The sequence below is a fragment of the Pseudomonas helleri genome, from assembly GCF_045830615.1.
Lineage (GTDB): Bacteria > Pseudomonadota > Gammaproteobacteria > Pseudomonadales > Pseudomonadaceae > Aquipseudomonas > Aquipseudomonas helleri.
This window is the reverse complement of sequence record NZ_CP174501.1, coordinates 1,327,672-1,343,782: the sequence shown is the minus strand read 5'-3', so window position 1 is coordinate 1,343,782 and position 16,111 is coordinate 1,327,672. Positions and strand designations below refer to the sequence as shown.

The 16,111-nt window shown below is 58.9% G+C and carries 15 protein-coding genes; 4 read left to right on the top strand and 11 right to left on the bottom strand.

Annotated elements, in window-relative coordinates; translation table 11 throughout:
* Nucleotides 1–116: 116 nt before the first annotated feature.
* Nucleotides 117–1,313 (bottom strand): MFS transporter, encoded by a 1,197-nt coding sequence (locus ACJJU9_RS06200; protein ID WP_407730267.1) that lies wholly within the window; start codon nt 1,311–1,313, stop codon nt 117–119.
* A gap of 89 nt (nt 1,314–1,402) precedes the next feature.
* Between ACJJU9_RS06200 and ACJJU9_RS06195 the strand changes: the two genes are divergently transcribed.
* Nucleotides 1,403–1,948, top strand: a complete 546-nt coding sequence (locus ACJJU9_RS06195; protein ID WP_331367674.1) for a TetR/AcrR family transcriptional regulator — start codon at nt 1,403–1,405, stop codon at nt 1,946–1,948.
* 119 nt (nt 1,949–2,067) lie between these two features.
* Nucleotides 2,068–5,535: a PAS domain-containing hybrid sensor histidine kinase/response regulator gene (locus ACJJU9_RS06190; protein ID WP_153327678.1), complete on the top strand. Its 3,468-nt coding sequence runs from the start codon at nt 2,068–2,070 to the stop codon at nt 5,533–5,535.
* An 83-nt stretch (nt 5,536–5,618) separates the two neighbouring features.
* Here ACJJU9_RS06190 and rmuC read toward each other — a convergent pair whose 3' ends face one another.
* Together rmuC and ACJJU9_RS06180 are read right to left on the bottom strand one after the other, a co-directional pair.
* On the bottom strand, nt 5,619–6,983 hold the full coding sequence (rmuC, locus tag ACJJU9_RS06185) for a DNA recombination protein RmuC (RefSeq protein WP_407730961.1): 1,365 nt from the start codon (nt 6,981–6,983) through the stop codon (nt 5,619–5,621).
* A 172-nt stretch (nt 6,984–7,155) separates the two neighbouring features.
* A complete protein-coding gene (locus ACJJU9_RS06180; RefSeq protein ID WP_048369784.1) occupies nt 7,156–7,479 on the bottom strand; it encodes a hypothetical protein in 324 nt (107 codons plus the stop codon).
* Between the two features lie 974 nt (nt 7,480–8,453).
* Here ACJJU9_RS06180 and ACJJU9_RS06175 point away from each other — a divergent pair.
* Together ACJJU9_RS06175 and ACJJU9_RS06170 are read left to right on the top strand one after the other, a co-directional pair.
* Nucleotides 8,454–8,678, top strand: coding sequence for a hypothetical protein (locus ACJJU9_RS06175; RefSeq protein WP_055101665.1), 225 nt, complete (start codon nt 8,454–8,456; stop codon nt 8,676–8,678).
* A gap of 653 nt (nt 8,679–9,331) precedes the next feature.
* Nucleotides 9,332–10,612 (top strand): OmpP1/FadL family transporter, encoded by a 1,281-nt coding sequence (locus ACJJU9_RS06170; RefSeq protein ID WP_123751842.1) that lies wholly within the window; start codon nt 9,332–9,334, stop codon nt 10,610–10,612.
* An 84-nt stretch (nt 10,613–10,696) separates the two neighbouring features.
* Here ACJJU9_RS06170 and ACJJU9_RS06165 read toward each other — a convergent pair whose 3' ends face one another.
* Genes ACJJU9_RS06165 through cobU form a run of 8 tightly spaced genes read right to left on the bottom strand, consistent with a single transcriptional unit; the run spans nt 10,697 to nt 16,037 of the window.
* Entirely contained in the window at nt 10,697–11,248 is a 552-nt protein-coding gene (locus ACJJU9_RS06165; RefSeq protein WP_153329042.1) for a glutathione peroxidase, read from the bottom strand.
* Between the two features lie 55 nt (nt 11,249–11,303).
* On the bottom strand, nt 11,304–11,426 hold the full coding sequence (locus tag ACJJU9_RS06160) for a hypothetical protein (RefSeq protein ID WP_256677239.1): 123 nt from the start codon (nt 11,424–11,426) through the stop codon (nt 11,304–11,306).
* The gene (locus ACJJU9_RS06155; RefSeq protein WP_407730266.1) at nt 11,423–12,631 is read right to left on the bottom strand and encodes an MFS transporter; all 1,209 of its coding nucleotides are present in this window, start codon (nt 12,629–12,631) and stop codon (nt 11,423–11,425) included. Before ACJJU9_RS06155 ends, ACJJU9_RS06160 begins: the two co-directional genes overlap by 4 nt.
* A gap of 51 nt (nt 12,632–12,682) precedes the next feature.
* Entirely contained in the window at nt 12,683–13,096 is a 414-nt protein-coding gene (locus ACJJU9_RS06150) for a MarR family winged helix-turn-helix transcriptional regulator (RefSeq protein ID WP_048369773.1), read from the bottom strand.
* 55 nt (nt 13,097–13,151) lie between these two features.
* The gene (locus tag ACJJU9_RS06145) at nt 13,152–13,889 is read right to left on the bottom strand and encodes an adenosylcobinamide-GDP ribazoletransferase (RefSeq protein WP_407730265.1); all 738 of its coding nucleotides are present in this window, start codon (nt 13,887–13,889) and stop codon (nt 13,152–13,154) included.
* A 2-nt stretch (nt 13,890–13,891) separates the two neighbouring features.
* The gene (gene cobC, locus ACJJU9_RS06140; protein ID WP_407730264.1) at nt 13,892–14,467 is read right to left on the bottom strand and encodes an alpha-ribazole phosphatase family protein; all 576 of its coding nucleotides are present in this window, start codon (nt 14,465–14,467) and stop codon (nt 13,892–13,894) included.
* Nucleotides 14,464–15,519 (bottom strand): nicotinate-nucleotide--dimethylbenzimidazole phosphoribosyltransferase, encoded by a 1,056-nt coding sequence (cobT, locus tag ACJJU9_RS06135; RefSeq protein WP_407730263.1) that lies wholly within the window; start codon nt 15,517–15,519, stop codon nt 14,464–14,466. Before cobT ends, cobC begins: the two co-directional genes overlap by 4 nt.
* A complete protein-coding gene (gene cobU, locus ACJJU9_RS06130) occupies nt 15,516–16,037 on the bottom strand; it encodes a bifunctional adenosylcobinamide kinase/adenosylcobinamide-phosphate guanylyltransferase (protein WP_407730262.1) in 522 nt (173 codons plus the stop codon). The genes cobT and cobU overlap by 4 nt, the downstream gene beginning before the upstream one ends.
* Nucleotides 16,038–16,111 lie beyond the last annotated feature (74 nt).

Sequence of the window (16,111 nt, the reverse complement as noted above, 5' to 3'; positions counted from 1 at the left end):
TCCTCCTGTTCCTCTTGTGAGGTGATTCAAGAGTAGAACTGAATCGAATATCTATATAACGGGTAATTTCTCTAACTGTTATCTGTTTTACCTATATAGGTACGAAAGGCGCGGGCTCAAGCCTTGCACGGGCTGGCAGCTCGCCTTAAAAACACACTCAACAGTGCCCCCAGCGCCAGCACAATCAACACCACACTGAAGCCGTCGGCGGTTCTGACCAGACCAAAAATGCGCGTCAGGCTCCCCACAAGCAATACCGGCAGGCAGAACGCCAGATAACTGAGGATGTAAAAAGCCGACATCAAGCCCGCCCGCTCATGGGGCAGCGCCAACGGCACGACACTGCGGATGCTGCCTAAAAAGCCGGTGCCAAAACCACTGCCTGCCACTAACGAGCCAAAGAAAAACAGCCCGAGGTTGCCACTGTGAACGGCCAGCATGATTGTGCTGACGCCCACCACCAGCAGACTGGAACCCAGCGTCAGCACCCGCGTGGCAGATTGATTGCGCATGCTGAAAATAGCCAGGGCGCCACTCAAGGTCAGCACGGCCACCATCGCCCCGCCCACCAGAAAAGAGTTTGAGCCCGTGGCCGCACGGATCAGTGACGGCACCAGCGCCAGATAAAAGCCCCCCATCGCCCACACGGCAACGTTGACCGGCAACACCTGCCACATCGCCGCACGTGCTTGCGGCGGGATATGCAAGCTGGGCCGCAACGAACCCAGTACGCCGGGTTGCGGGCTGACGCTCTCGGGCAATCGCCAGACATACACGGCCTGGGCGGCCAGCAAACCGAGCAATACCCAGTACGCGAGGTGCAACGGTTGCGGCGCAAACTCCACCAGCACGCTGGTGCCAAATGCCCCGCAGGCCATGCCCACCAAGGGTGAAATGCTATTGATCAGTGGCCCTTGCTGGCGGTCGTTGTCCAGCATTGCAGCGCCCAGCGCACTGGTTGCCATGCCCGTGGCAAAGCCTTGCAACAAGCGCGCGGCAATCAGCCAGGCCACATTGTCCGCGCTGAGAAACAAGCCCATCGCCAGCATGTCGAGGATCAACGCACAAAAAATGACTGGTTTACGCCCCAAATAATCCGACAATGAGCCCACTGTCAGCAGCGCCGTCAGCAAGCTCAAGGCATAAACGCCGAAGATCAGGGTCAAGGTGGCGGCCGAAAAGTGCATGTTTTCCTGGTAGATACGGTACAGCGGCGTGGGCGCCGCCGAAGCCGCCAGAAAGGTCAGGACGGTAAGCCCGAGAAACACCATGCTGGAACGGTTTGGAGCCGGGGTATCAGTGCTGTTGGACATACCATCCTCGCTAAAGCTAAGAATTTGCTTTTGCGGAGTGTGCGACGGCCTGCGGCTTAAAGCAAATTCTTTGTGTTAAGGTTTTACGCATGAACCAACCTAAGGAAGTACGCACGGGCGGGCGAAGTGCCCGCGTGCAGGAATCAATCCATTCGGCGGTGCGCCAATTGCTCAAGGAGCACGAGCGCGCCAACGTCACCGTGCCCATGGTGGCCACCCTCGCCGGGGTCACTCCGTCGACCATTTATCGGCGCTGGGGCGACTTGAACGTGTTGCTCGCTGACGTTGCCCTGGAGCGCATGCGACCCGACACCGAGCCGCTAGCCACGGGCAGTTTGCGCGGGGACATCCAGGCATGGGCCGAGCAGTATCTGGATGAAATGAACTCCGAGCCCGGGCGCAACATGATGCGTGACGTGCAATGCAGCCCGACCAAAGGGACCTGCGTGCAGATCCTCGGCGCTCAGTTGCGGATCATCCTCGAACGTCACCGTGGGCACGTCGACCAACTGCCAGACATTGACCGCCTGCTGAACGTGATCGTCGCCCCGGTGGTGTTTCGCATCTTGTTTGCCGAAGCGCCATTAACGCTTGAACAACTGAATGAGCAAATCAACCTGGCACTGGGCCAATGAGCCGCCCTGCGACACCAGGCCGCGCTCAGACCATGGTCGAGCCTGACGCGATTTAAACATCGTGCGAGACTAGACTTGCGGGCCGGATCGCCCGGGTCTATTTACCTTCAGGAGTCTCCATGTCGTTGTCCAGCGGGCTGATTGCCGCCGTCGCCCTGGCTTATATGGCCATCATGTTCGCCATTGCCTTTTATGGTGACCGGCGCAGCAAACCGCTGCCGCCGCGGGTACGCGCGTGGGTCTACAGTTTGTCGTTGGCGGTGTACTGCACCAGCTGGACCTTCTTTGGCGCCGTAGGCCAGGCCGCCGAACAACTCTGGGCGTTCTTGCCGATTTACCTGGGGCCGGTGCTGCTGTTGGTCTGCGCACCCTGGGTCCTGCAAAAAATGGTGATGATCAGCAAGCAAGAGAACATCACCTCGATTGCCGACTTTATTGCTGCACGCTATGGCAAATCCCAGTCACTGGCGATTGTCGTGGCCTTGATCTGCCTGGTCGGCGTGCTGCCTTACATCGCCCTGCAACTTAAAGGCATCGTGCTCGGCGTTAACCTGCTGATCGGTGCCGGCGCAGACGCCACCGGCACTCGCGCCCAGGACACGGCGTTGCTGGTGTCACTGGTGCTGGCCCTGTTCACCATCGTGTTTGGTACCCGCAACCTCGACTCAACAGAACACCACCGGGGCATGGTGCTGGCCATTGCCTTCGAATCGCTGGTCAAACTCTTCGCCTTTTTAGCGGTCGGCGCGTTTGTCACCTTCGGCCTGTATGACGGTTTCGACGACCTGTTCAGCCAGGCCATGCTGGCGCCGCGCCTTGAAGAGTACTGGAAAGAAACCATCAACTGGCCATCGATGGTGGTGCAAACCGGCGTCGCCATGATGGCGATCATCTGCCTGCCCCGGCAGTTCCACGTCACCGTGGTTGAGAACATCGAGCCGCAAGACCTGCGCCTGGCCAAATGGGTGTTCCCGGCCTACCTGATATTAGCGGCGCTGTTTGTTGTGCCGATTGCCCTGGCCGGGCAAATGATGCTGCCTAGCTCGGTGCTGCCGGACTCGTTCGTGATCAGCCTGCCACTGGCCCAGGCTCACCCGGCGCTGGCGTTGCTGGCCTTTATTGGCGGCGCCTCGGCCGCCACCGGCATGGTGATTGTGGCCAGCGTGGCGCTGTCGACCATGGTGTCCAACGACATGCTGTTGCCGTGGTTGTTGCGCCACAAAAACGCCGAGCGCCCGTTTGAAGTGTTCCGTTACTGGATGCTCTCGGTGCGCCGCGTGTCGATCGTGGTCATCCTGCTGCTGGCGTATGTCAGTTACCGCTTGCTGGGTTCCACGGCCAGCCTGGCCACCATCGGGCAAATTTCCTTCGCGGCGGTCACTCAACTGGCGCCCGCAATGCTTGGCGCGCTGTACTGGAAACAAGCCAACCGCCGGGGTGTTTTTGCCGGGTTGGCGACCGGTACGTTTATCTGGTTTTACACCCTGGTGCTGCCGCTGATCGCCCACAGCATGGGCTGGCATCTAAATCACTTTCCGGGGCTGGCGTGGCTGCACAGCAACCCGCTGGGTCTGCCGATCACCCCGCTGACACAGGGCGTGGTGCTGTCGCTGGCCGGTAACTTCACCCTGTTTGCCTGGGTCTCGGTGCTGTCGCGTACCCGAGTGTCGGAGCACTGGCAGGCCGGACGTTTTATCGGCCAGGAAATCAGCAGCCACCCCAGCGGCCGCTCCATGCTCTCAGTGCAAATCAACGACCTGCTGACACTGGCGGCCCGCTTTGTCGGCGAAGAACGCGCCCGCCAGAGCTTTATCCGCTTCGCCTACCGCCAGGGCAAAGGCTTCAACCCCAATCAGAACGCAGATGGCGAATGGATCGCCCATACCGAGCGCTTGCTGGCCGGTGTACTGGGCGCGTCGTCTACCCGCGCGGTGGTTAAGGCCGCCATTGAAGGCCGGGAAATGCAGCTTGAAGACGTCGTACGCATTGCCGACGAAGCGTCAGAAGTGTTGCAGTTCAACCGTGCCTTGCTCCAGGGCGCAATCGAAAACATCACCCAGGGCATCAGCGTGGTCGACCAGTCCCTGCGGCTCGTGGCCTGGAACCGCCGCTACCTGGAACTGTTCGACTACCCGGAGGGACTCATCAGCGTTGGCCGCCCGATTGCCGACATTATTCGCCATAACGCCGAACGCGGCCTGTGCGGCCCCGGCGAAGCAGAAGTGCACGTGGCGCGCCGCTTGCACTGGATGCGCCAAGGCCGGGCGCACACCTCTGAACGCCTGTTCCCCAATGGCCGGGTGATCGAACTGATCGGCAACCCCATGCCAGGCGGCGGGTTCGTCATGAGTTTTACCGACATTACCGCGTTCCGTGAGGCCGAACAGGCGCTCACCGAGGCCAACGAAGGCCTGGAACAGCGCGTCGCCGAGCGAACCCGTGAACTGTCGGAACTGAACAAGGCGCTGACCGAAGCCAAAGGCATTGCCGAGGCCGCCAACCAATCGAAAACCCGCTTTCTGGCCGCTGTCAGCCATGACCTGATGCAGCCCATGAATGCGGCGCGACTGTTCTCGGCCGCCCTTTCGCACCAGGAAGACTTAAGCCCGGAAGCGCAGAAACTGGTGCAACATCTGGACAGTTCGCTGCGTTCAGCCGAAGACTTGATCAGCGACTTGCTGGATATTTCCCGCCTGGAAAACGGCAAATTCACACCCGACATCAAGCCATTTGCAATCAATGATCTGTTCAATACCCTGGGCACTGAATTTACCGCCCAGGCACAAGAGCAAGGCCTCAAGTTCCGGGTACGTGGCAGCCGCTTGCGGGTCAGCAGCGACATCAAGCTGCTGCGGCGCATCCTGCAAAACTTCCTGACCAACGCCTTCCGTTACGCCAAGGGCCCGATACTGCTGGGCGTGCGCCGCCGTGGCCAGCACTTGTGCCTGGAGGTCTGGGATCGAGGCCCCGGTATCCCGCAAGACAAGCTGCAAGTGATTTTCGAAGAATTCAAACGCCTGGACAGCCACCAGACCCGCGCCGAAAAAGGCCTGGGGTTGGGCTTGGCGATTGCTGACGGCCTGTGCCGAGTGCTCGGGCACACCCTGCAAGTGCGCTCATGGCCGGGCAAAGGCAGCGTGTTCAGCGTCAGCGTGCCGCTGGCACAGGCCCAAGCCGCACCACAAGCGGTGCCCAGCGAGCCAAAAAGCCAATCGGTGACGGGTGCACAAGTGCTGTGTATCGACAACGAAGACAGCATTTTGATCGGCATGCAGAGCCTGCTGACGCGCTGGGGCTGCCGCGTGTGGACCGCCAGAAACCGCGATGAATGCGCAGCCTTGCTAAACGACGGCGTGCGCCCGCAACTGGTGTTGGTCGACTACCACCTGGACAACGGCGAAACCGGCACCGAGCTGATGGGCTGGCTGCGCGCGCAACTGGGCGAGCCCGTACCGGGCGTGGTGATCAGCGCCGACGGACGCCAGGAAATGATCGCCGAAGTGCACGCGGCGGGGCTGGAGTATCTGGGTAAACCGGTCAAGCCCGCAGTGTTGAGAGCATTGCTGAGCCGGCATGTGCCGTTGTAGGTACGAGCTTGTCTCGCGATCTTTTGATCGTAAAAAGATCGCGAGGCAAGCTCGCTCCTACAGGGCGGGGTGAGGCGACGCAGCTACTCAGCCGGGTGCGCTACGCCGTTGATGTCGGTCATGGCCCGCTCCAGCAGTTCGGGCGGCAAGCTCTTGCTCGCCCGGGCGCCGAGCAATTTGAGCTGCTCACTGCGGCTGACAAGGTTGCCGCGCCCATCGGTCAGTTTGTTGCGTGCTGCTGCGTAGGCTTTATCCAACTGCTGAAGACGATTACCCACTTCATCCAGGTCCTGGATAAACAGCACAAACTTGTCGTACAGCCAACCGGCCCGCTCGGCGATTTCTCGGGCGTTCTGGCTCTGGCGCTCCTGCTTCCACAGGCTGTCGATCACCCGCAAGGTGGCGAGCAATGTGGTCGGGCTGACGATCACGATGTTACGGTCAAAGGCCTCCTGAAACAGGTTGGGTTCGGCTTGCAGCGCCGCTGAAAAAGCCGCTTCGATGGGCACGAACAACAACACGAAATCCAGGCTGTGCAGACCTTCCAGACGTTTATAGTCTTTGCCGGCCAGACCTTTGACGTGATTACGCAGTGACAGCACATGCTGTTTAAGCGCCGCCTGGCCGATCACGTCGTCATCGGCACCGACAAACTGCTGATACGCCGTCAGGCTGACTTTGGAGTCGACCACCACCTGCTTGTCGCCCGGCAACAGGATCAACACGTCCGGCTGAAAGCGCTCGCCATCCGGCCCCTTCAGGCTGACCTGGGTTTGATACTCGCGGCCCTTTTCGAGCCCGGCATGCTCAAGCACCCGCTCCAGAATCAGCTCGCCCCAGTTGCCCTGGGTCTTCTGGCCTTTCAAGGCGCGCGTGAGGTTGGTGGCTTCGTCGCTCAAGCGCAGGTTAAGTTGCTGCAGGCGCTCCAGCTCTTTACCCAGCGAGAAGCGCTCACGGGCTTCCTGCTGATAACTTTCTTCGACGCGCTTTTCGAAAGACTGGATGCGCTCTTTAAGCGGGTCGAGCAATTGGCCCAGACGCTCATTGCTGGTTTGCGCAAAACGTTGTTCGCGCTCGTCAAAAATCTTGCCGGCCAGCTCCGAAAACTGCGCGCGCAATTCATCTCGCGACCCTTGCAGATCGCACAAACGTTGTTGATGGCTTTCTTGTTGCTCGCGCAATTCGGCGCTCAGACCGGCAGCCTGAGCGCCGAGGTGACGCAGCTCGGCTTCTTTCTGTGCGCGTTCCAGGTTCCAGGCGTGGGCAGCATCACGCGCGTTGTCGCGCTCTACCTGCAACAGTTCGACCTCGCGGCGCAGTGCCGCCAGATCGGCCTGCTTGGCCGTGTTGGCCTGCCCCAAGTCACTGATTTCATCGCGGCTGGCGTCCAGTTGCGCACTCAGACCGTCCTGAGCCAACTGGGCCATATTCAGGCGCTCTTCGAGCAGGTTCAACTCGGCTTGATGCCCGCTGGCGTGCCGCTGCAATTGCCAAACGAACGCCAACAACGGCACGCCTGCCAACGCCAAGCCCAGCAAAATACTGCTCAGGTCCAGGGCCATAACCACTCCGCGCAAGGTAAAAAAGCAAGGTTAACCAAGCTCAGGGCACGAAGACAGCTCAGTCTTCGATCTTGCTCAATTCCTGTTGAGCAACGCGGTCACCGGCGCGGGCGGCCTGACGCAAAAGCTCGTGACCAATGCGTTGGTCCCGGGAGCTTCCACAATCACGGCACATCAATTGTCCCAAACGGCTTTGCGCCAGCACCACGCCTTGGCGGGCAGGCTGCTTGAGCAAATGGCCGGCAACGTGTTTGACGCTGGATTTAGCGCCCAGGTGAGGGTTGTCCAGCAGCCAGACCGCAATGCGCAAAGAAAAGCGTTTGGGCGCTGCGGGCGATGTGCTGGAGCGAGTAGCAGAGGAAGTAGCTGTGCGAAACTTCATAAAACACTGTAGGGCAGAACAGAAGGCGCGCCACTCTACTCCTTTTTTCGCTTGGGTAAAGCCGAAAAAAGTCTATACCCGCGATCTAGAGCAAGCGCGCGTGACAATCCACAGATCCTGTGGATAAGTCAGTGGACAACCCTCGTTTACCCCCCGCAAACCCCCACCCTACGGGGCCTAGAGTCAAACTGTCGATTTTTTCACCAATTAAAAAAAACGATGTTTTTCATTGACTTAAATTTGCGGAACAGGCTAGACAGCTGTCGACTTTGACCTCGCAGACGAATATGTTGGTTGTGTTGCAAATGTGCAAAAGATCACATTCCGTGCAGCGCGCAGGGCGATTCAGAGGCAAAAAATGTAGGACTCACCTGCAGAAAACACCCCCATTCAACACCCGTGTGACGCTCGCCAATATGGCAAGCCCGCGTGGAATATTGCCTAAAACAGGCTAATAACAGCCCCGATACGGCCTGTTGTGCGTGATGCCCCGCACACCGTTGCAGGATGTTTTTTTGCTAGCACACTTGCATTTAAATTTTCAACCAGATAGTATCCGCAGCGTTAGTACCAAGCTGAAAGTCAATTCGGGCCGAACAAATCCCTCAGCAGCCTCTCAGATAGATGGCCGCGCTGATAAAACGGGATCGACCCCCAAGATGGTTTCCAGGTAAATCTTGTGCCGATACAGCCTTTGAACAAGCAAAGGGTATCGCGAAGTTTTTTACTCTGACCGAACCAACCTGCAAATTGATCAGGATCTTCACCCAGAGCACGGAACCTTAGCTCTTGTTGTGATTGCCTGCCCTCCTAAGTACCTACCTGCCAGCCCAAGCGCCACATACTTAATGCGCTCCAACTGGCGGCTTTGTTCCAGACAGGTTCTTCGTCCCGCCAAAATGGCCCGACGTCACTGGAACGTTTTAACGCAGCACGGATCATATCCGTGTCTTTTGTAGGAACACCTAATAACTATGAATACTCAAATCCAGACTCAGGATGCCATTCGCACCCTAACCAACGCTTTTGCTCCAATGAACTGCCTGATTATGGCCGCTCGCAAAGGCTGCTTCAGCTTCACCCTGGTCAACGAACACGGCATCGCCCGTCACAGCGAACGCCTGTACCCCGATCAATATTCCAGCGCAGAGCCTCTGCAAGCTGTGATCGAGCGTACTCGTCAGGCACTTATCGCCTAAGACCCGCAAGCGCTTACCCAACAAGCCCTGCCCGAACAGCAGGGCTTTTTGTTGGGCGTCATTTAAGAAATATCCGGCATCGCTTAAGCACTTGCGGATATATCGTTTACACCTAGAAGCTACAAACGATTTAAAAACAGAGCTTTACAGCAGAGATATGACACTACACTTCAACTCAAGCGGTAAAAACCGCTTCCGGCGCACCCTCACGACCCACAGCTGCCAAGCGCCTGGGTGCCGCCGGCCATTTTCAGACGCCGAAGCTGCACAGGGATCACGCCAGGGAGCTGAAGCTTTACATAACTGCATCAAAGTTAACCTGACCAAACAAAAATACACTTTGTACGCCAATGTTTTGTTGCCAGGCATTGCAGTCAGCCAACCTTTACACCGACAGCACACCCGCAAGACCTGCAGTAGCGCCAAGTAGTTGAGCTAAAAGGACGTTTGCACACTTTCAAGGATGTTGGGCGCGACTGCATGACCGTTCTCAACCAAGCGGCTTGAGATTTTTCAACCCACTGCAAACCTGTAAATGATCGGAAAACGGTCGGATTGTCCTACAAAACATCGTTATCTTCTGCGATTTAGCCTATAGCGCTCTTACAAAAATGTTGGTAGCTTTCGTCCGGTGATCAAAAGGAGTTCTAATAATGAAAAAAGTAATGCTCAAGACCACACTTAGCCTCGCTGTCACTTTGGCTTCCAGCCAGATTTTCGCAAGCGGCTTCGCCCTCAACGAACAAAGCGTTAGCGGTATGGGGACCGGCTTCGCAGGTCGCTCATCTTCTGCTGACGATGCAAGTACCGTTTTCGGTAACCCTGCCGGTATGTCCCGCCTGAGCGGACAACAGGTCACAGGCGGTATCGCCGTGATCGACGCCTCAACCGATATCAAAAATGCCAACGGCAACGTCAAAGGCAGCAACAAAGGCGACATGGTTCCCTTCACTGGCGTACCAATGGGCTTCTACACCAACAAGCTCAATGACCAGTGGGCCGTCGGCTTCGGCGTGTACGCGCCTTTTGGTCTCGCCACTGAATATGAACATAACTTCCAGGGCCGCGCCTTCGGCAGCACCAGCGACGTGAAAGTCGTAACCCTGCAGCCAACTGTCAGCTACGCCTTCAACGATCGCGTTTCGGTAGGTTTTGGCCCGACCATCAACCGCATCTCCGGCAAGCTGGAGTCGGATCTTGCGCTGGTGCCCGGTACACCTGAAGCCCACGTCAAGATCAAGGGTGATGACACCGCACTGGGCTGGAACGCCGGTGTTCTGGTGCAAGCCACAGACACTACCCGTGTCGGTCTGACCTACCACTCCAAAGTGACCTACAAGCTTAAAGGCCACACCGAAATCGGAGCGGGCGCAGGTACTCCGCCACAGTTGCTGCAAAGCAACCGCTATGACGCTTCGCTGTCGATCGACACCCCGGAATCCTGGGACTTGTCCGTTACCCAAGATCTGTCTGATGCCTGGAAGGTCTATGCCGGTAGCACCTGGACCCGCTGGAGCCGCTTGAAAGACATCACCGTGCAGAACAAAGGCGTGACCATGGCCAACGCCGGTGCTGGCGGCGCTCAAGCGTTCACGACCATCAAAGAAGAACAAAACTGGCACGACACCTGGGCTTACGCCATCGGTACGTCGTATCAGTTGAACAAGCAGTGGGTACTGCGTACCGGTTTGACCTGGGACCAATCGCCTACCAACAATGAAAATCGCTCGCCACGCATCCCTACTGGTGACCGGACGATCTTCAGCTTGGGTGCCGGTTATGCCGTTAACGAGAATCTGGTTATCGACGTGGCTTACTCTTACCTGAAAGAAGAGTCGGTCAAAGTTAACGATTCCAAAGGCATCAACAACTACAGCGCCAAGTACGAAAACAGCGCCAACGGCTTTGCTGTCGGTGCAACGTACAAGTTCTAAGCTTGCGAGAGCCTGACGCTCACACAGCCTGAACTAAAAAGCCCCGCTCTCTTTGCAGAGGCGGGGCTTTTTCTTGTGTAGGAATCAGGACTTTGAGGCGATGGCTTTTTCTATAGCTTCAATCAACTCCGGATTGTCCGGTTTTGTCAGGCTCGAGAAGCTGGCAATCACATTGCCTTTGCGGTCCACCACGTACTTGTAGAAATTCCACTTGGGCGTGCTGCTTTGTTCAGCCAGGACCTTGAACAGGTGCGTTGCACCGTCACCTCGCACCTTTTGCGGCTCAGTCATGGTGAAGGTCACGCCGTAATTGACGTAGCAGACCTTGGCCGTCTCTTCGCCATCTTTGGCCTCTTGCTTGAAGTCATTGGACGGTACGCCTATCACTTCCAGCCCCTGCCCCTTAAAGCGCTGGTTTATCGCCTCCAGGCCTTCAAACTGGGGCGCAAACCCGCAAAAGCTGGCCGTGTTCACAATCAACAAAGGCTTGCCGGCAAACTGCTTACACAGATCGATCGACTCTTTAGCCCGTAGTTTGGGCAATGAACCTTCAAGCAAAGACGGGCAATCAGCCGCCCAGACAGAACCCGCGCACGCCAACAACAGTACGGGCATCGCAATCCAGCGCTTTAGCATTGTTCGTGTCCTTTATAGAGGTGCAGGCACAGAACTTACTCGCCCCGGCACGGCACTAGCAAGTGCCCATGCCTAACTCCAGCAAGGCCAGGCCACCTTGATGCCAGCCCCACCAACTCAGGGCCAGCAGCAAAAAGCCTGCACTGATGCCACCCAACCAAAGCCACAGTGAACTCACGCCATGCTCCCTTGTGCCTGCAAACGCGCAACCGGATGCTCACGCACCGGCCAGTTCAAGGCCGCTGCCAACAGACTGAGCACGATAGAACCTTGCCAGATCAGCTCGTAACTACCGGTTTGATCATAGACCACGCCGCCCAGCCAACCGCCCAGAAATGCGCCCAGTTGATGGAACAGGAAAACAATCCCGCCCAGCATCGACAAGTTACGCACGCCAAACATTGTGGCGACGGTACCGTTGGTCAGTGGCACGGTCGAGAGCCACAAAAAGCCCATCGCCATGCCAAACAGATAAGCGCTGAATTGCGACAGCGGCGCCCACAAGAACACCACGATCACCACAGCGCGCGCCAGGTACAGCGCGGTCAGCAAACGCGGTTTGGACATACGCCCGCCCAGCCATCCGGCGGTGTAAGTACCCAAAATATTAAACAGGCCAATCAGGGCCAATACCGTGGTGCCTACGGTGGCAGGCAAATGCTGATCGACCAGGTAGGCCGGCAAGTGGATGCCGATAAACACCACCTGAAACCCGCAGACAAAAAAACCAAACGCCAGCAGCCAGAAGCCCGAGTGAGTGCAGGCCTCACGCAGCGCTTCCTTGAGCGTTTGCTCGCCGCCCAGACTCGGTGTTGGCCGGTCCTTGAGCATGCTCACTAACGGCACGATCATGGCCACCAGCAAGCCCAGCACCAGCAAGGCAGACGACCAGCCAAGCCAGCCGATCAATCCCAGCGTGCCAGGCAGCATTGCAAACTGGCCAAAAGAGCCCGCCGCACTGGCGATCCCCATGCCCATGCTGCGTTTCTCGGGCGGCAAAGCACGGCCGACCACACCCAAAATGACCGAAAACGACGTGCCGGACAGGCCGATACCAATCAATAGGCCAGCACTCAACGACAGCGTCAGCAACGAGTCCGACATGCCCATCAGCACCAGCCCGACGGCATAGAGCACACCGCCGACAATCACCACCTTGGCGGCGCCAAAGCGATCGGCCAATGCACCGGTGAACGGCTGAGCCAGGCCCCAGATCAGGTTCTGCAAGGCGATGGCGAAGGCAAACACCTCTCGCCCCCAGCCGAACTGCGCACTCATGGGCGGCAAGAACAGACCAAAGCCGTGCCTGACCCCCAATGACAGTGCCAAAATCAACGCACTGCCCAGCAGCACCCACCCGCTCGTTCGCCACACCGATGTCATTGCTATTCTCCTGATGCGGGTATATACCCATTCTTATTCGTATAACGGGTGCTAATCGACACCCGCCAGCTCATCCAATAACTGCAGCAACTGTTCGCGCCGGTCTTCTCCCAAACGCGCGACCAACCGCTGTTGTGCGGCCTCCCAGGCTGGCCAGGCAGCATTGAAGCGCCTCTCACCCTCTTCGGTCAGGCAGACCAGCCGATTACGATGGTCCTCACCTTCAGACATCTTCACCAGGCCAGCGCCTTCCAGCACCCGCAGGTTACGCCCCAAAGTACTGCGATCCAGCCCCATGGCCTCGGCCAGGCTGGAAATACTCGGCTGGTCCAGTCGCTTGAGGTTGCTCATCAATGAAAACTGCGCAACGTTGATCCCGAAGCCATCCAGGGCTCCGTCGTAATGTCGGCTGATGCCCCGCGAAGCACGTCGCAGGTTGGTGCATAAACACTGGGTTGGTAACATTTTGTATGTATATACCCGCAATGAAGGAGAATCAAGATTTAAACAACATCGGGGGTCAGTCTGCCACCAGCACCAACCCCACTAAAACCAGTACTTCCAGCAGCTCCAGCAGCGCACCTGCCGTATCGCCCGTGGTGCCGCCCAAGCGCTGCATCATCACCCGGCGCAGCCACACAAAGCCCAACGCCGCCAGCAGCAAGGCCCACATCCCGGCAGTACCGGCCAACACAACACAGGCCACAGCACTGAACCCCAGCACCCACCAACCCGCCTTGCGCGGCAAGTGATCGGCCAAGGCCTGGCCCAAGCCGCCCGCACGCACGTAAGGCGTGGTCAGAAACACCGCCAGCAACGCACTGCGGCCGATCAGCGGGGCGATCAACAAGACGGCCGTGTGTTGCTGCTCGATCAACGCCAGCAAGGCACAGAACTTGAGCAACAACACCAGCACCAACGTGACCACGGCGATCGGGCCGCTGCGCGGGTCTTTCATGATGGTCAGGGTGCGCTCACGATCCCCAAAGCCGCCCAGCCAGGCATCCGCGCTGTCAGCCAGTCCGTCCAGGTGCAAGCCGCCACTGAGCAACGCCCAGGCGCTCAGCAACAGCGCCGCATGCAACAGCAACGGCGCCCCGGCCAACAGGCCGTTCAGCGCCCACAACAGCACGCCAAACAACAGCCCGACCAGCGGATAGAACAACAACGACCGCCCCAACTCCTGGGGTTGCGGCATGCCGGGCAAGCGGATCGGCAAGCTGCTCAGAAACTGCAAGGCAATCCAGAACGGCAACATGTTCAGCGCCCCTCGCTCAAAACGCCGTGTGCGTCGACCTGCAACTCGAACAGCGCACCATTAACCACCTGAATGTTCAGCAACTGCTCACGGGGCAGACCACGGGCCTGCGCCAGCAGCAACTTCATCACCCCGCCGTGGCACACCACTAGCACCCGCTCCCCCGCGTAGGCCTGCTGCAAGCGCGTGACCGCCGCCAGCACCCGCTGCGAGAACTCAAGCACCGGCTCGCCCTGAGGCGGGGTGAAACTGTAAGGGTCTGCCCAAAACAGGCCCAGTGCCTGCTCATCGGTCTGCATCAGTGCGGCGGCGCTCTGCCCTTCCCACTCGCCAAAGTGCAGCTCTTGCAGGTCTTTGTCGAACGTCACTGGCAGCGCCAGTTGCCCAGCCAGTTCTTGGGCGAACAAAGCACAGCGCTGCAACGGCGAACTGACAATCCGGTCCCACGGGCCTTGGCCCTGAACGGCTGCGCGCATTTGCTCCCAGCCCACGGGCGTCAGCGCATCATCAAGGCTGCCGCGCAGCCCGCCGCCCAGCTCGGTTTCACCGTGGCGCAGCAAGTCCAGGGTCACGCTCATGCCGGGCGATCCGCGACAGCCGCCTCAGCAAACGTTGCCATCTGCCCATGCAGGTCGCAGGCCAGACGCACCAACGGCACCGCCAATGCAGCGCCACTGCCTTCACCCAAACGCAAACCGAGGTCGAGCAACGGCTCAGCCTGCAAGCTTTGCAGGACACGACGATGCCCGTGTTCAGCACCGCGATGGCCAAACACCAGCCATTCCCGGCATTCAGGGTTCAAGCGCACGGCAACCATGGCGGCGACGGTGCAAATAAACCCGTCGACCAACGCCACAATGCCCGCTTGCGCGCACGCCACATAGGCACCGGCCAGGGCCGCGATTTCAAAACCACCCAAGCGGAACAAGGTTTGCAGCGGGTCGTCCAGGTAGCCGTCATGAAACGCCAGCGCTTGCTCAATCACCCGCGCCTTGTGGCTCACGCCCGCAGCGTCCAGCCCGGTCCCCGGCCCGGTCAGCTCATACGCCGGGCATTGCAGCAGCGCACTGGCCACGGCACTGGCCGAGGCCGTGTTGCCAATGCCCATCTCGCCGCCCACGAACAACTCGCTGCCCAGCTCTTGTGCCCGCACCACGCTGTCACGACCGGCCGCCAGGGCTTTCAGGCCCTGAGCATCTGACATGGCAGGGCCTGCGGCGAAATTGGCGGTGCCCGCGCCCAGCTGTAAATGCCGCACACCCGGCAGGTTGAGCATCGGCGTTACCGTGCCCAGGTCGACGACGTCCAGGTGCGCACCCAATTGACGGGCCAGCACGCTGATTGCCGCCCCACCGCTGACAAAGTTGGCCAGCATCTGCCCGGTCACTTCCTGCGGGTAAGCCGATACGCCCTCGGCGACCACGCCATGATCACCGGCAAAAATCGCAATCCACAGCTGATCGACACGCGGTTTCAAGCGCCCCTGCAACCCGGCCAGTTGCACAGCCAGGGTTTCCAGTTGCCCCAGCGAACCCGCCGGTTTGGTCAACTGCTGCTGGCGCTCGGCCGCCGCCGCTTGCACCTCACGATCAACCGCTTTGCACGGGTTCAGCCACCACGGGGTGTTCATAGCGCAGTTCCTTTCAATGTCAGGGGCAGGCCCGCCACGGTCAGTACGACTCGCTGGCAACGTTCGGCCAAGGCTTGATGCAACCAACCGGCTTCATCGACGTAACGGCGAGTCAATTCGCCCAGCGGCACGACACCCATTCCGGTTTCGTTGCTTACAAATACAATGTGCCCCGGCAATCCAGCCAGGCACTCCAGCAGCGCCTCACGCTCGACGCTCAAGCGCTGCGGGTCTTCAAGCATCAGCAGATTGGTCAGCCACAAGGTCAGACAATCCACCAGCAGGCAGGTCTGTGCACCGGCGTTTTCACGCAGCACGCGGGCCAGCGCAATCGGCTCTTCGATCAAGCCCCACTGTGCGGGGCGACGCTCACGGTGCAGGCGAACCCGCTCGTTCATTTCGCCGTCCAGCGGCTGGCTGGTGGCGATGTAGATGACAGCGCAGCCAGAGTCGGCCGCGAGCTTCTCGGCCAAGCGGCTTTTACCCGAACGGGCGCCACCCAAAATCAGTTGCTGCATGTTTAAAAACCTCTAAAGGGTGATCCCTGTAGGAGCGAGCTTGCCTCGCGATCTTTTAGAAGATCAAAAGATCG

What these genes read in the sequence shown, in the direction of transcription:
- ACJJU9_RS06200 (WP_407730267.1), bottom strand. Translation starts at nt 1,313, where the DNA reads ATGTCCAACAGCACTGATACCCCGGCTCCAAACCGTTCCAGCATGGTG.
- ACJJU9_RS06195 (WP_331367674.1), top strand. Translation starts at nt 1,403, where the DNA reads ATGAACCAACCTAAGGAAGTACGCACGGGCGGGCGAAGTGCCCGCGTG.
- ACJJU9_RS06190 (WP_153327678.1), top strand. Translation starts at nt 2,068, where the DNA reads ATGTCGTTGTCCAGCGGGCTGATTGCCGCCGTCGCCCTGGCTTATATG.
- ACJJU9_RS06180 (WP_048369784.1), bottom strand. Translation starts at nt 7,479, where the DNA reads ATGAAGTTTCGCACAGCTACTTCCTCTGCTACTCGCTCCAGCACATCG.
- ACJJU9_RS06175 (WP_055101665.1), top strand. Translation starts at nt 8,454, where the DNA reads ATGAATACTCAAATCCAGACTCAGGATGCCATTCGCACCCTAACCAAC.
- ACJJU9_RS06170 (WP_123751842.1), top strand. Translation starts at nt 9,332, where the DNA reads ATGAAAAAAGTAATGCTCAAGACCACACTTAGCCTCGCTGTCACTTTG.
- ACJJU9_RS06165 (WP_153329042.1), bottom strand. Translation starts at nt 11,248, where the DNA reads ATGCTAAAGCGCTGGATTGCGATGCCCGTACTGTTGTTGGCGTGCGCG.
- ACJJU9_RS06155 (WP_407730266.1), bottom strand. Translation starts at nt 12,631, where the DNA reads ATGACATCGGTGTGGCGAACGAGCGGGTGGGTGCTGCTGGGCAGTGCG.
- ACJJU9_RS06150 (WP_048369773.1), bottom strand. Translation starts at nt 13,096, where the DNA reads ATGTTACCAACCCAGTGTTTATGCACCAACCTGCGACGTGCTTCGCGG.
- ACJJU9_RS06145 (WP_407730265.1), bottom strand. Translation starts at nt 13,889, where the DNA reads ATGTTGCCGTTCTGGATTGCCTTGCAGTTTCTGAGCAGCTTGCCGATC.
- cobC (WP_407730264.1), bottom strand. Translation starts at nt 14,467, where the DNA reads ATGAGCGTGACCCTGGACTTGCTGCGCCACGGTGAAACCGAGCTGGGC.
- cobT (WP_407730263.1), bottom strand. Translation starts at nt 15,519, where the DNA reads ATGAACACCCCGTGGTGGCTGAACCCGTGCAAAGCGGTTGATCGTGAG.
- cobU (WP_407730262.1), bottom strand. Translation starts at nt 16,037, where the DNA reads ATGCAGCAACTGATTTTGGGTGGCGCCCGTTCGGGTAAAAGCCGCTTG.